The sequence below is a fragment of the Pseudomonas halotolerans genome, assembly GCF_039581215.1.
Classification (GTDB): Bacteria; Pseudomonadota; Gammaproteobacteria; order Pseudomonadales; family Pseudomonadaceae; genus Aquipseudomonas; species Aquipseudomonas tehranensis.
Window position 1 is genome coordinate 1 of the sequence record NZ_JBCNTJ010000025.1, and the last position, 14,817, is coordinate 14,817.

Consider the following 14,817-nt stretch of genomic DNA (forward strand, 5'->3'; position numbering starts at 1 on the left):
CACAGATGTCAGCCCGGCGCTTGAACCTCAAGCCGATCCATCGCCCGCTCCACCAACAAATGCACCCCGTCGGCCATTTGGCTGATCGCCAGGATCACGCTGCGGCGTGAGCCGTCGACGTCATCAGCCAGGTCGGCGGCGATGGCGCTGATGGACAGCAGGTCTTCGGAGGCATTGGCCAATAGGGTTTCGGTGTCGATGTTCGGGGATACGATGAAGAGCTGGCCTGCTTGGGCCTCGTCGACGGGTTTGGGTTTGAGATAGTAGTCGAGAGCGCGCTCGGCGGCTTCGTCGAGTTTTTTGCTTGCAGGGTTTCGACTCGGGATTTGGATGAGGGCTGTGGAGGGTTAGGCGTAGCTTTGAACATGGTTTGGGCTTCCTATTCAATTCAGAGCCGCCCTGGCTCGCTTGCACGCGATGAAGGGTGGCAGCTATGTGCGAGTGTGCAAGACCGAGTAAGACAACGCCCAAAAACCTCGGCAGACCCGAAGGTCTCCCGCACACAGCTGCCATAAAACATGAGCACGAATGCACGATAAGTGGCTGGTGATATTGTTGGGCGTCTTTCTAACCGGCTTGCACGCCGGTGTCACCGTTTTTTCAGTGACAAACCCAGACTAGCCACGGGGCAGACGCCGGACAAGTTCACCAAGTTCGCCACAACTCGAAGGAAATCTCCTAGGACCTTACTTTTAGAGGGGGTGTATATCCGTTTCTGCGGTAACGGCTACTGGCGGTTCCGCTCTTACAGCGGCTCACTTTTGGCTGGGCCGGCATTCCGGGCGTTTGCCAAAAGTGACCCGCCGTAAGGGCGGAACCCTAAGTGGCCGTTACCGCAGCAATGGATATGTACTCGGTCAAAAGGCTATAGGCCGCTTCGCCAGCAACCCTCACCCCCAACGCCGAGGCTCCCCAACCAACTGCCCCTGCACCCCAAACAACCCCATCTCACGAATCACCGCCAGCTCCCCCTCAGTCTCCACCCGCTCAGCAATCAACGGCAGGTCAATACTGTGAGCAGCACGCTGGATCGCCTCGATGAACAAGCGCTTATCGCTCTCCTGGTCGATAGCGCGAATGTAGCTGCCATCAATCTTCAGGTAAGCCAACCCCAGCCGCGACAAGTTGCCGATCATGCTGAAACGCCCACCAAAACGCTGCAGGCTCAGGGAGAAACCCAGCTCACGCAGCTGCCGGGTCAACTGCTCCAGCACGACTTGCTCCGGCAGTTGCTCTTCACCAATCTCCAGGGTCAAGCGCGGCCCAAGGTTGGAATGGGCCCGTAGGATTTCAAAGACTTTGTTCAGCGCCTGCGGATCGGCCAGGGTCGCGGAAGACAGGTTCAGGGCCAGGGCTTGTTCGTGCCCGGCCATTTGCTTGAGCACCTGTTCGAGCATCAAACGGTCCAGCCGCGCGGTCCAGCCGAAGCGCTCCAACCATGGCAGGAAGCGCCCGGCGGGAATGGTCTGGCCCTGCTCGTCCAGCAGCCGCGACAGCACTTTGTAATGCAGCACCACTTGGGTGTCCTGGGCGGCCACCACCGGCTGGAAGTAAAGCTCGAAGCGCTGAGTGCTCAAGGCCTGGTCAAGCAGATTGTGCCAGGCATGATGATCGTCACCGACGCTGGCCGAGGCGCTGTGATCCAGGCAGGCCCAACCCGGTTCGCCCTGGCTTTCGGCCTGGGCCAGGGCCTGGTCGCCGAGCTGTAGCACCGCTTGCGGCGAGTCGCCATGAACGAATGGGGCAAGTCCGATGGAGGCCACCGAAGCCACGTCGGTCGCACCGGTGGCATGCAGGCTCGCCAACGCGCTGTCGAGGTTCTGCGCCAGTTGCAGTGCTTCCTCGCGCACCAGCCCCGGCGCCAGCACGGCGAACTCCCCGCCGCGAATGCGCGTCACCAGGTTGTGGGTTTCAGGGTAGCGGGCGCATTCACGCTGTAATTGTTCGCCCACGGCCTTGAGCAACTGGTCGGTGCGCTGCCCGCCCAGCCGTTGGTTCAGTCCGGCCAGATCCTTGACCCGCAGCAACAGCAGATAACCGGAACTGGCCTGCTCGGGATTGCTCACCCGGGCGTGGAGCTGCATTTCGAAATATCGCCGGTTGGCCAAGCCCGTGAGAGTGTCCTGATAAGACTCGACCCGCAGTTTTTCGCTGCGCTCAGCCTGCTCCTGAAACAGCGCCTTGAGCTTCTCGACCATCTGGTTCATCGCCTGCACCACCCGGCGCAGTTCCGGGGTGCGCGGCAGCTCCGGCAGGCTCAGGAACTCGCGACGGGCGATGGCATGGGACTGATGCACCATGTAGTCCAGCGGCTTGAGCTGACGCCGCAGCAGCAAGGCCCCCAGCACCGCGCTCACCGCCCCGCACAGCAGCAGCCAGCCCAGGCTGCCCAATGCGCTCTGCCACAGCTTGGCGAGGGCGAACATCGGGTGGCTGACCACTTCGACCCGCGCCGCCTGCTCCCAACCGCGGCTGACAATCGCATCGCCACCGGCCGGCTCCAGGCCGATGAGTTTGATGAACCATTGCGGCACGTTGCCGGCGTCGGGCGTGCCGGTGCGCTCGACCAGGGTTTTGTCGGTGGCGACATCAACCACACGGATGGTCGCGTAATAGCCGCTGTCGAAAATCGAGCTGACCATCAACTCCACCATCGCCGGGTCGTCGATGTTCGGCGTCAGCGACAGCGCCAGCGCCGTGGCCGCGTCCTGGGCGTGGGAGCGCAATTGGTTGACGTACTGGGCCCGCGAACTTTCCAGGCTGACCATGAAGCTGCCGCTGAAGGCAACCACCAGGAACAGACAGATAGCGATCAAAAGCTGTTTGAACAAAGACATCTGAGCGCGCGCTCCTAGTTAGTCGTCTCGACCGGAAAACCTTCGGCCTGCATTTTTTTCAACACATCCTGCCACCGGGACAGGCGCTTGGTGTCACCCACTTTCTTGTTGCCCTTGGCGCCTGGCAGCCACAACCCCTCGGCATTGAAAGAGTAGACCGGCAACAGATCAGTCCGCTGGCTGGCCGGCAGGATGCCGTCGATCAAGCTGTCGAGTACCAGCGGCATGGCGTCGGGGGTCGCGTAGTAGGTGAGCACCATGTGCGCACGGTTCTGCCGCAACGCCTTGACGTAGGTGATGCGCAGCTTGTCACTGGACACCCCCAGCCGACGCAGGCTGAAGTACTTGGCAATGGCGTAGTCCTCGCAATCCCCGGCTCCTTTCCACAAGGCCTGGATCGGGGTCTCCCAGTAATCGACCTGACGCCACAGGTCGATGTCTTCGACGTAGCGCACCCGTTTGTTGAAAAACAGGTTCACCACCTTGAGCTGCTCGAGCTCCGGCGTCTGCTTCTGGGTCGCCAACAACTGCTGCCAGGCATCGATCCGCTGCTGCCCTTCGCCCAATGGCCCATATAACGCTTGCGCCCGCCGGCTGATCTGCGCAAAGTCCCAGTCAGCCTGCAAGCCGCCCAGCATGAGGCCGGCCAGCAACAATGCCGAACACAGCCAGCGCAAGGACCTGGGAACAGGGAAAGGTGCAGCCAAGGGAAATACGTCCAAAAAGGGCCGTTGGAAATGCGTTGGATGGTGAAGCCTGGCCCGACAAAAGACAATGGCAAGGTGCGATCACCCCAAGCAGACTAAACTTTAGTTCAGGAACCGGGGCCGCGAAGTTTTGACGGCTTGGCAATCTGTAACTAACGTTGGCTTGGATCCAACTTTCGTTACTCATCAGTCAGGGTGCGTTGTCGTGACACAGAAGCCCAAACCGTTAAGCACTATCCAGGTCAACGGGCCCATCCCCGCTGCCAAGGCACGTTCCATTATCGAAGAGTCCCTGCGCGAGGCCATACTCGACGGGCGCCTGCCCTGCGGCACCGCCCTGCGCCAGCAGGAACTGGCCGACCTGTTCGGCGTCAGCCGCATGCCCGTACGCGAGGCCTTGCGCCAGCTCGAGGCGCAATCACTGCTCAATGTGGTTCAGCACAAAGGCGCCGTGGTAGCCCCGTTGATCACCAACAATGCGATCGAAACGTACGCCCTGCGTGCGGTCCTTGAATCGTTCGCCTTGCGCCTGTCCATTCCCCTGCTCGATGCCGAAGACCTGGCCATGGCCGCCCATTACATCGAGCAGTTGGAAGCCCAAACCGATCACGCTGAAATTGGCAGGCTCAACCGCCTGTTTCACATGTCGCTTTATCACAAGGCGCCCAACAGCAAACTGCTGGACCTGATCGAGCGAGAGCTCAATGAGGAAGAACGCTTCTTGCGCTTTCATCTGTCGTCCATGGGTTTGGGCAAACTGACCCAGGACGATCATCGTGCGCTGCTGGAGGCCGCTGCGGCCCAGGACATCGACAGAGCGGTTGCCCTGCTGGAGCTGCACCTGGAAAAAGCCTGCGTCACCATCCGCCGCTACCTGGAAAAACAACCAAGCCGTTGACCTGATGCCCGCGCCTTGGCCGGCGCATCACTTTCTTACACATCCTTCCTACAGGGCTTCTCGCCCGCCTGACGAGGCCGCAGCGTAGCCGCGCCCTGTTGCGCCCATCAGTTCAATGGCACTGCCATCGATTTGGGCCCACTCTTGCGTTTGTCGATTAAAAACAGACCTGAAGAAGTCAGCGCCTGGCCGCAGCCAGGCGAATCGAAGCCAACACGCAAGGAGCACCGTCCAACCGGCGGGATGATCGGAAGTCCGACCGATGTCCCCCCCATAAAACAACAACTTCTTATTTCCCTGTCCCCTGAAGTGCTCCGAGTGAGGCATTCACTCAACTTCTTCGATTCTGATACTTCTCTATCGGAAGGAGCGGCTTCGCCTGAATAAAACTTATATTAAAAGTTTTAACACACTTCTTCGCGCCCAATAAATAACCCCCTTTAAATAATTAAAAAAACACTTGCTGCTTACTTGTTCGGTGTATTAGTTTTTTATCCGTCGAGTCGTTATCGACCGCTTACGTTTATGGCCAAGGCCTGAAAAACCTTACCAAAACGCCATAAATGCGCCGTTAAGCCGAGCACTTACATACTTTCGAAACTTATGGACTCCGGTTCAGGCACCTGCTCGCTTTTTTATTAAAGCCGGGTGACTTTTCCGAACAAACATCATTGATGAGGACGTTCCGATGTTACCCACCAAAGAACAACTATCTCTGAAAAAACATGCCCTTGGCGAACACCCGGTTTTTTCCGAAATAACATCAATCGATCTGCTGCGCCGTTTTATGCAAAGCCATGTCTTTGCCGTGTGGGACTTCATGTCACTGACCAAACGGCTGCAACGGGAGCTGACCTGTGTCCACCTGCCCTGGTTACCGCCAGCCGACCCACACGCTGCACGTTTGATCAACGAAATCGTCCTGGGCGAGGAGTCGGATGACCGCCCCGGAGCCGGCTATTGCAGCCATTTCGAACTGTACCTGGACGCCATGCGGGAGGTTGGCGCCGATACTCGCGCCATTGAGCAGTTCATCACCCTGCAACAGGAAGGCGTCAGTCCCGAAACGGCCCTGGAGAGCGTCGAGGTGGAGCCGGCGGCGGCCCGGTTCGTCCGCCAGACCCTGCACACCGCGCTGCACGCACCGGCCCACAGCGTGGCCGCCGCCTTCGTGCATGGTCGCGAGAGCGTCATCCCGCAGATGTTCCAGCGCATGCTGGACGCCTGGGGCATCGGCCTGGATCAGGCGCCGACGTTTCGTTATTACCTGCAGCGGCACATCGAGGTCGATTCCGAGGACCACGGCCCCGCGGCGGAAAAACTCTTGGCCCGGCTGATCGATGGCGACCCGCAACGCGAAACCGAGGTGCTGGCCGCCGCACTCGCTGCCGTCCAAAGCCGCACCGCGTTGTGGGACGGGTTACGGCAGAGCATGGCCCAACCGCTTGCGCAGGTGGCGCCATGAACGCCGTCGAATACCAATCCTTCGCCGACGCCTGGGAAAGCCGCGCCACGATCCGCACCCGGCCACGGCGCCGGGTCGAAGACGACGACAAGTTGATCTTCCCCATGAGCCGTCAGCCGCTGGTGCATAGCCAGACCTTCCTTAGCCACTGCCCGCAATTGCGCGACTTTGCGCTGGTGCAGAGCCTCTACAAGTTCATCAACGATGTGGTGATCTTCGAGACCGAGCTGGTGGACCACACCGCCCGGCGCATTGCCAAGAACAGCTTCGGCATCGAATTCCCGTTCGCCTGCCGCTACGACGCAATGACGGTGGTGGTGGACGAGGATTACCACGCACTGGTGGCGATGGACTTCATGCAACAGACCATCGAGATGACCGGCATCGCACCGATCCCATTGCCCGATCAGATCGAGCTCAGCCGCGCCATACCGGCGACGCTGGCCCAGGCCCCGGAGCATCTGCTCAGCGCCGTGGAACTGATCTGCATCGCCATTGCCGAGAACACCGTGACCAACGAAGTGGCAGCCTTCGCCCGGGATGATTCGGTCAAGGCGTCGATCAAGGGCCTGATGGCCGACCACTTGCTGGATGAGGGTCGACACTCCGGGTTCTGGACGCGGCTGGTGCAAATCTACTGGCGCAGCGCGCCCGAAGCCGACCGCGAGACGATTGCACGATTGATGCCCGGTTTCATCGGCCAGTATCTGGCGAGCGATCTGCAACAGGCGTTCGATTTCCAGCTGATCGCACAGCTGCCCGTCGACGAATCGGTGCGTCAGTCACTGCGCGAAGAAGCCGGTGCCCTGGCCTATCCCATCAATCGTTTTCATCCGTTGGTGGGCAATATCACGCGCTTTTTCCGCAGCAGCTCGATGCTGGCGTCCCCCTGCGTGCGTGACGCCCTGGCCGACTACCTGACCCCATGAGGATCCGCCCATGAGACGCCTCGAAATTGCACTGTCTGGCACAAGCCAGGCCATGACCGACCTGGCCCAGGAGCTCGAACTGCACGGCCACGGTGTTGTGCATCTTGCATCAGCGAACCACCACGCAGCGGTCGACTTGTTGATTGATGACGGGACGTTGCCCTGCACCTTGGACGCCCGTTCAAGCCTTCAGGTGCGCGTGGCGCTCCAGGCTTTTCCCGGCCAGGCGCTGCCACAGCCGATGGTGGTTTTTCGTGACAGCGCGCACCGGCCGTTGTCCCGGGCAGTGATCGCCGCGCAAGGCGGCGGCAACGGCCAGTCTTTGCGACTGCGCACCTTGGCGGCGGTGGTCGAGGACGGGGCGCGACTGGTCAGCCAGCTTTCCCGGGATCAAGGCTGTTTCGATCACTGGCCGGCGGTGCAGACCGACGCCTGCGATGAATCGTTGCACGGGCTGGATGTGTTGGAGCCGCTGGCCTTCGAGCACGAACTCAATCGGCCCCCAGTGCCTTGGTTGCTGGCTGCAGCCGAAGTGCCGGTGATGCATGACATCGAACAGCGCATCCTCGATGACGGCACGCAACCGGCGCTGTGGGTCGAAGGTCAGCTCGTCGACTACAAGTCCTTGCGCAGTCTGGCGTTGCGCTTGCAGGCGTCGATACTCAAGCAACGGGCAGGGGCAAAACCTGGGGTCATCGGCGTATGCCTGCCCAAGTCCACCCACCTGTATGCCGCGATCCTGGCAATACTGGGTTGCGGGGCGGTGTACCTGCCGCTGGACCCGCAACACCCCGCGCAACGACGGCGCTTTATCCTGGAGAACGCCAACGCGGACCTGCTGCTGCACGACGGTGACAATGACCTGGGCGAGCTATCGCTGCCGACGCTGGATGTGCGCACGCTGCCTGCCCCCCAGCCCGGCATTCCCGCCTCGCTGATCCGCCGCGTGGTGGACATCGACGAACCGGCCGTGGCGATCTACACCTCCGGCACCACCGGCCAACCCAAAGGCGTGCTGCTCAGCCATCGCAACCTCAGCCATTTCTGCGCCTGGTATAGCGACTATGTCCGCTTACAGCGTGACAGCCGGGCATTGCAGTTCTCCACCATCAACTTTGACGCATCGCTGCTGGATATCCTGCCGACCTTCATCCAGGGTGCGAGGCTGGTGGTGCCCAGCGAAGACCAGCGGCGCGATCCGCAGCAACTGGTGGCATTGATTGAGCAACAACGCGTCACTCACGCTTTCCTGCCGCCCGCGCTGCTGAGCGTGATGCCACTGGATGCGCCGTTGGGGCTGGAACACCTGATTACCGGCGGTGATGTCTGTGAGCCGTTCGTGATCGAACAGCTCGCACCGCAGTGCAGTTTCCACAACATCTACGGCCCGACCGAAACCACGGTGCTGGTCACCACCCGGCAATTCGGTGTCGGCGACAACAACCGCAACCTCGGCGTGCCCATCGCCAATGGTCGGGTGCTGATTCTGGATGAACAGCTGCAACCGGTGCCCCAAGGCACACCGGGCGAGCTGTACATCGCCGGGCCTGGGGTCGGTCTCGGCTATCTGAACGACCCGGCGTTGACCGCGAGCCGCTACCTCAACCTGACGCTGCCCGGCGGGGCAACGCTGCGGGTTTATCGCACGGGCGATATCGCCCAATGGACCGACAACGGCATTGAACTGTGTGGTCGGCGCGATAACCAGGTGAAGATTCGCGGCTTTCGGGTCGAGCCCGAGGAAATCGAGCATTGCCTGCGCGACAGCCAACTGTTTCGCCAAGTAGCGGTGGGCATTGATGAACGTCGGCGAATCCTGGCGTTTCTGGTTCACCCTCGGGAAGAGCGGGCCGGCGCCGCCCTCCAGGCTTTGCGCGAGCATGTACAAAACGCGCTGCCCAGCTACATGCACCCGGCGGCCTACGTGCAACTGCCCAGCCTGCCCTACACCAGCAACGGCAAAGTCGATCGCCGGGCCTTGCTCGCCACGGCGGTGCCAGTGCAAGTCGGCAGCCATCGGCGCCAGCCGCAGAACGTTCTGGAAACGCAGCTGCGGCAACTGTGGGCCGAGTTGCTGGAGCTGCCCGTCGACGACATCGCCACCGATGAAAGCTTCTTCAATCTCGGGGGGCATTCGATCCTGTTGTCTCAACTGTTGCTCGGGGTCCGCGAGGCCTTCGGGCGCAGCCTGTCGATCAATCGCTTCATCGAAGCACCTACGCTGATGACGCTGGCGAAGTTGCTAGACGATCCTGAGCAAAACAGCACATCGACCCTCAGCCCCCAGGCCTTGATCGATGCGCAAGCGGAACTCAACCTCGATCCGCTGCCTGTCAGCCGGTGTGGTGATGTGCACAAGGTGGTGGTGACCGGGGCCAACAGTTTTCTGGGGGTACACATCGTTGAGGCCTTGCTGGCCTGGGGCGCCACCGAAGTCGCATGCCTGGTGCGCGAATCGGGTGGACAAAGCGCGGCCGAACGCTTCGCCCAGGCCCTGCGGGACAATCGGCTGAACCACCTGGACCTGAGCCGCGTCAGTGTCTACGCCGCCGACATCACCCAACCGCAATTGGGTTTGCCAGACGATGTCTATGCCCGCATCGACCGCACCTTCGGCGCATTGGTGCACAACGCGGCCCATGTCAATCACGTGCTCGACTACGAGTCTTTGGCGCGGGACAACGTGGAGCCGATCTTCGAATGCCTGCGCCTGTGTGAAGGGCGCAGCAAGAAGATCTTCAACTTCGTCTCCACGCTGTCGGCGTCCAGTGCCCTGGATGCCGACGGCCAGGTCCTGGAGCAGCCCGCCGCAGAGACGCCACCGATCTACATCAAGAACGGCTACAACCTGTCCAAATGGGTCGGGGAGCGGATCCTGCAGCGGGCCCGTGACCGTGGGGTGTGGGTCAATCTGTTTCGCCCGGGCAACATCAGTTTCAACAGCCTGACCGGGGTCTGCCAGCCCCACAAGAACCGACTGATGCTGATGCTCAAGGGCTCGATCCAGCTCGGTCAGGTGCCGGATCTGTCACTCAACTTCGACCTGATGCCGGTGGACTTCCTGGCGCGCTTCATCGCCTTCCACGCCAGTCGCTATCAGCCAACGCAGGCGGTGTTCAACCTGCACAACCCCGAGCCCTTGAGCTGGGACGCTTATGTGGCGTCGTTTCGTGACAGCGGCCGCACATTTTCCCTGGTCAGCGTCGCCGACTGGCAACGGCAATTAGGCCGGGTCGATGCCGACAACGCCCTGTTCGGCGTACTGGGTTTCTACCTCAACGGCTTCGAGGAAGACATCGGCGACATCTCGCTGATCAACCACGACAACGCCCGCGCCGGTGTACGACAGATGGGCGCCCGCTACCCGGAAAAATCCCCGGCCCTGCTGCGCCGCGGCGCCGATTACCTCAAGGCCATCGATTTCATCTGAAGCACCCTCAACTGTAAAAAAGGAGCAAGACCATGAATGCACTTCAACCCGACACCTTGATCAAGAACCCTCGCGCCTGCCAGGTCGAAACGTCAGTGGAAGTACCCGCCAACGCGGCGAGCGTCTGGGCAATCGTGGGCAATTTTGCAGGGTTCGATCAATTCATCCCGGCACTTGAGCACATTGAAATGACCGGCGAGGGCGTAAGATCCCTGCGCAAGAAGTTTTTCCGCGACGGGCAGAACCTGGTGGTGGAACAGCTCAACAGCCGTGATGACCAGGCCATGCACATGACCTGGACGCTGATCTACAACACCCTGGGCATCGACAACCTGTGGGCGGCGATGCGCGTCGAGCCCCTGGCGGACAACCGCTGCCGCGCCACCTGGACCATCATCGCCGACCACACCGACGCACATACCCCGTCCGGCTTCAGGGATTTCCTGCAAGGGTTTGCCGATGAGGCGATGGGGAATGTGCAAGTGATGTTCAAGTAAACACCACTCCCTTGTGGGAGCGGGCTTGCTCGCGAAAGCGGTGGGTCAGTCAATGAAGATGTTGGCTGTACTGCCGTCTTCGCGAGCAAGCCCGCTCCCACCGCTTTGGTTCCGGGTGGTCGCCAGAGCCAGCTTCACCGCCAATCCCCTGTGGGAGCGAGCTTGCTCGCGAAAGCGGTGGCTCAGTCAATGAAGACGTTGGCTGTACTGCCGTCTTCGCGAGCAAGCCCGCTCCCACCGTTTTGGTTCCGGGGTGGCCGCAAGATCCAGATCCACCGCCAATCCCCTGTGGGAGCGGGCTTGCTCGCGATGGCGGCGGGACGGTTGGCGGTGATGTTGGCAGAGATCAGATCTTGAAGCTGTCCACCAGTTGCTTCAACCGGTTGGCCTGTTGCGACAAGGCATCGCAATCTTTCAGGGTTTCATTGAGGTTGGCGACGCTTTGCTGGTTCAGCAGGTTGATGTGGCTGACGTCCATGTTGAGGGTTTCCACCACGGCGGTCTGTTCTTCGGTGGCGGCCGCCACCGACTGGTTCATGCCATCGATTTCGCCAATGCGCTGCGTCACGCTAACCAGCCGCAAACCCGCCTGATTGGCCACTTCCACGCTTTCTTCGCTGGAAAGCTGGCTGGCGTTCATCGTCGTCACCGCTTCACGAGAACCGACCTGGAGCGAGGTGATCATCTTGTGGATTTCTTCAGCCGACTCCTGGGTACGGTGCGCCAGGTTGCGCACTTCATCGGCCACCACCGCAAACCCACGTCCGGCTTCACCGGCACGGGCCGCTTCGATGGCAGCGTTCAGCGCCAGCAGGTTGGTTTGCTGAGAGATGCCTTTGATCACGTCCAGGATGTGCCCGATGTTGTCGGTGCTGGCGTTCAGGGTTTCGATCTGGGTGCACGAGAGGCTGATCTTCTGCGACAGCTCGGTCATGGCCTGGATGGTTTTTTCCACCACCTGGCGTCCGTCATCGGCTTGCTCGCTGGCACCACTGGCCTGTTGCGAGGCGTCGGCGGCATTGCGGGCGATTTCCTGAGTCGCGGCGCCCAACTGATTGATGGCCGCTGCCACGCTGTTGGTGCGGGCGCTCTGCTCATCGGAGCCGACGAGCGAGGCATTGGACGAAGTCATCACCCGCTGGGACAGGTCATGCACTTGTCGGGTGGCGGAAGACACTTCCGAGATCGATGCGTGAATCCGCTCCACGAACTGGTTGAATGAACTCCCCAGCTCACCGAACTCATCCTTGCCCTGTACGACCAGACGCCGGGTCAGGTCGCCTTCACCTTGGGCGATGTCCTGCATGGCACGCCCCATGGTGGTCAACGGACGCATCAACACCTGGATCAACAGGCTCAGCAACAACGCAATGGCCGCCACCGCCACAAACATCGCAATCAACGCCGAGGTACGGAAATGGCTCAGCGGTGCGTAGGCCTTGTCCTTGTCGATGGACAGACCGATGTACCACTGGGCATTCGGCAGACCCACGACAGGGGTAAACGAAAGAATGCGATCCTGGCCATTGAGCTCAACCTCCTGAATACCTTTCTCGATGCGCACGGGCGTACCGGGGTAGATGTCCTTGAGGTTCTTCATCACCTGGTCCTTGTCCGGGCTGACGATGACCTGACCGTCGCCGCTGACCAGAAACCCGTGGCCGATGCCGCCGAAGTCCACGGAGTTGATGATTTTCACCAGGGTTTCCAGGCTCAGGTCGCCACCCACCACACCGAGCAGCTCACCGTTGTGCTTCACCGGCAGGGCGATGGTCACCACCAGGCCGCCGACCGCTGCCAGGTAGGGCGGGGTCAGCATGGTTTGATCGCTGGTGACTGCCTGCTTGTACCAGGGGCGCTGACGCGGGTCGTAGCCGTCGGGCATTTTTGCGTCAGGGCGCTGGGTGAAGACGCCGTTGGCCTGACCCACGTAAGTGAACTGGAAATTCGACGTCAGCGCCGGCTGATCCACCAGCCCCGGCAGATCGGCACCCGCGCCTTGGTGGGCAATATTCTGCGCCAGGTTTTCCAGCACCAGCACCCGGCCGCTCATCCAGTTCTGGACGCTGCTGGCCGTCAGGTCGCCGGACTGCTGGATGGACGATTCGAGACTGCTGCCAATGGTTTTTCGTTGCAGGTAGTCGTTGTAGAGGGTGAACAGGGCAAAAGCCAGAACGACCACACCAGAGGCGGCCAGAAGGATTTTATGGCTGAACTTCAGATTCATCGACAGGCTTCTTATGCAGGGAGTGGGGGTGCATTCCGATTGCAGCATTCATGTCACAGCGCGGGCGGACTTGTGATCTGCTCCACTTTGGTGCACGCATATAACGCTGTCGGCAACAGTTAAAAAAATATGAGCCCTTTGAACAAATGGGCGACGGAAGGACACGGTGCGTCGAACGGTGGTTGCAAATTCACTGACCGCTGATGACAATGCGACCTATTATCATTTGTGATATCCAGGCCTTCGCGTTCATGTCTTCTCCCCAGTTTGCAGTACAGGCGCTCTACAGCAACCATCACGGCTGGCTTCACACATGGCTGCGCAGCCGCTTGGGCAATGCTGCCGACGCAGCGGACCTGGCCCAGGACACCTTCGTGCGCCTGCTGCAACGCACTGAACGCCTGGAGCTCAAGTCGCCCCGCGCCTTTCTACGTACCATCGCCCAAGGCCTGGTGATCGATCATTGGCGCCGGGAAGAAATCGAACGCGCTTACCTGGAATCCATCGCCCACCTGCCACCCGCCCAAGCCCCCGACACCGAAGCCCAGGCCTTGATCCTGGAGTTGCTGGAAGCCATCGCCAGAATGCTGGAGGGCCTGAAACCGAAAGTGCGCAGGGCATTTCTGCTGGCCCAGTGCGAAGGCCTGACGTACAAGCAGATTGCCGAGCAGATGGGCATTTCCTTGCGGTCGGTGGAACGATACGTCGCCGATGCGCTGTATCACTGCTACGTGTTGCGCTATGAAAGCTGAGCCAGTGGATAACGTGTTGAGTCGACGCAGCGGCCCATCCCAACAGGTAGTCAGGCAAGCGATCAACTGGGTGCTGCGCCTGCGCAACCATGCTGCCAATCCGGCCTTGCGCCAACAATGCGAGGTCTGGCGCGCCGCCCATCACGAGCACGAATTGGCCTGGCAGCGGGTGCAATCGCTGCACAGTGAATTGACCTCGAACCTGAGGGCGGTCCCCGGCGCCCACGTCGCTCTCGACACCCTGGAAAACAGCGCCCAGCGACTCGGTCGGCGCCAGGCCTTGAAACTGTTGTCGGGGGTGGCGCTGATAGGCTCCGCCGCCTGGCTGGGCAAGGATCTGGGCTGGCAGCCGTGGAACGCGGATTTCGCCACTGCCACCGGTGAACACCGAGGCTTCCAGCTGCCGGACGGTACGCGGCTTGAACTGAACACGGACAGCGCCGCCGACCTGGACTACACGACCGAGCATCGCCTGATCAGCCTGACGCGGGGTGAAATCATGCTCACCTGCGGTCACGATCCCGAGCGGCCGCTGCTGGTGCGCAGCCAACATGGTCTGTTTGAAGGGCTGGACGGGCGCTTCGTCGTGCGGCAGGACAATGCCTGCACACGCCTGAGCGTCACCCGTGGCACGGTCGCGATCCGTTCGCACCGCGGCGGCGATGGGACTGCGCTGCTGGTGAGCGCCGGGCAGAGCTATCTGATCAGTTCATCAACCGCGACCCTGACGCCACCACTGGATATGGACGTCGGCGCCTGGGCGGACGGTTTGCTCGTTACGCGCAACATGCGCCTGGAAGACTTCCTCAACGAGGTAGGACGTTACCGCCAGGGCTATCTGAAATGCGCTGCGTCGATTGCAGACTTGCGCTTGTCAGGTGTTTTCCGCCTGGAAGACACCGACAAGTTACTGGCCGTTCTGCCGCGCACACTCCCCGTGCAATTACGCTATCGAACCCGTTGGTGGGTCACGGTGCAGGAATCGGCCTGATTTTTTTTGGCGGGTTTTGCGCGCAAGTCCGGCTAGGACAGTAAGCAACGCTTATCTGCCCTTAGCGACTCCAACGGAAACCCA

Annotated in this window: 10 protein-coding genes and 2 pseudogenes; 7 read left to right on the top strand and 5 right to left on the bottom strand. The window is 60.9% G+C overall.

Going from position 1 to position 14,817, the window contains the following annotated elements; translation table 11 throughout:
• Nucleotides 1-8 precede the first annotated feature (8 nt).
• The 3 genes and pseudogenes from AAIS01_RS25775 to lapG all read right to left on the bottom strand — a co-directional run bounded on the left by AAIS01_RS25775 (nt 9) and on the right by lapG (nt 3,475).
• Nucleotides 9-367, bottom strand: a pseudogene (locus AAIS01_RS25775) (DUF6124 family protein).
• A 523-nt stretch (nt 368-890) separates the two neighbouring features.
• Nucleotides 891-2,837 (bottom strand): cyclic di-GMP receptor LapD, encoded by a 1,947-nt coding sequence (lapD, locus tag AAIS01_RS24885; protein WP_343471130.1) that lies wholly within the window; start codon nt 2,835-2,837, stop codon nt 891-893.
• Between the two features lie 14 nt (nt 2,838-2,851).
• Nucleotides 2,852-3,475, bottom strand: coding sequence for a cysteine protease LapG (gene lapG, locus AAIS01_RS24890; RefSeq protein ID WP_370695181.1), 624 nt, complete (start codon nt 3,473-3,475; stop codon nt 2,852-2,854).
• Nucleotides 3,476-3,749: 274 nt separating this feature from the next.
• On the opposite strand from lapG, the gene AAIS01_RS24895 reads away from it, so the two are divergent.
• The 5 genes from AAIS01_RS24895 (at nt 3,750) to AAIS01_RS24915 (ending at nt 10,763) form a co-directional block, all read left to right on the top strand.
• A complete protein-coding gene (locus tag AAIS01_RS24895; RefSeq protein ID WP_343471131.1) occupies nt 3,750-4,442 on the top strand; it encodes a GntR family transcriptional regulator in 693 nt (230 codons plus the stop codon).
• 688 nt (nt 4,443-5,130) lie between these two features.
• Nucleotides 5,131-5,907, top strand: a complete 777-nt coding sequence (locus AAIS01_RS24900) for a DUF3050 domain-containing protein (protein WP_343471132.1) — start codon at nt 5,131-5,133, stop codon at nt 5,905-5,907.
• The gene (locus AAIS01_RS24905; RefSeq protein WP_343471133.1) at nt 5,904-6,836 is read left to right on the top strand and encodes a diiron oxygenase; all 933 of its coding nucleotides are present in this window, start codon (nt 5,904-5,906) and stop codon (nt 6,834-6,836) included. Before AAIS01_RS24900 ends, AAIS01_RS24905 begins: the two co-directional genes overlap by 4 nt.
• A gap of 10 nt (nt 6,837-6,846) precedes the next feature.
• Nucleotides 6,847-10,266: an amino acid adenylation domain-containing protein gene (locus tag AAIS01_RS24910; protein WP_343471134.1), complete on the top strand. Its 3,420-nt coding sequence runs from the start codon at nt 6,847-6,849 to the stop codon at nt 10,264-10,266.
• A 32-nt stretch (nt 10,267-10,298) separates the two neighbouring features.
• Nucleotides 10,299-10,763 (top strand): SRPBCC family protein, encoded by a 465-nt coding sequence (locus AAIS01_RS24915; protein WP_343471135.1) that lies wholly within the window; start codon nt 10,299-10,301, stop codon nt 10,761-10,763.
• Between the two features lie 346 nt (nt 10,764-11,109).
• Here the strand turns inward: AAIS01_RS24915 and AAIS01_RS25780 are convergent, their stop codons facing one another.
• Together AAIS01_RS25780 and AAIS01_RS25785 are read right to left on the bottom strand one after the other, a co-directional pair.
• Entirely contained in the window at nt 11,110-11,895 is a 786-nt protein-coding gene (locus tag AAIS01_RS25780; protein ID WP_370695180.1) for a methyl-accepting chemotaxis protein, read from the bottom strand.
• Nucleotides 11,896-12,012: 117 nt separating this feature from the next.
• A pseudogene (locus AAIS01_RS25785) lies at nt 12,013-13,038 on the bottom strand (cache domain-containing protein); the annotation flags it as partial.
• A gap of 203 nt (nt 13,039-13,241) precedes the next feature.
• Between AAIS01_RS25785 and AAIS01_RS24925 the strand changes: the two are divergent.
• Entirely contained in the window at nt 13,242-13,742 is a 501-nt protein-coding gene (locus AAIS01_RS24925) for a sigma-70 family RNA polymerase sigma factor (protein WP_092399821.1), read from the top strand.
• Nucleotides 13,732-14,733, top strand: coding sequence for a FecR domain-containing protein (locus tag AAIS01_RS24930; RefSeq protein WP_343471137.1), 1,002 nt, complete (start codon nt 13,732-13,734; stop codon nt 14,731-14,733). Before AAIS01_RS24925 ends, AAIS01_RS24930 begins: the two co-directional genes overlap by 11 nt.
• The last annotated feature ends 84 nt before the right edge of the window (nt 14,734-14,817 follow it).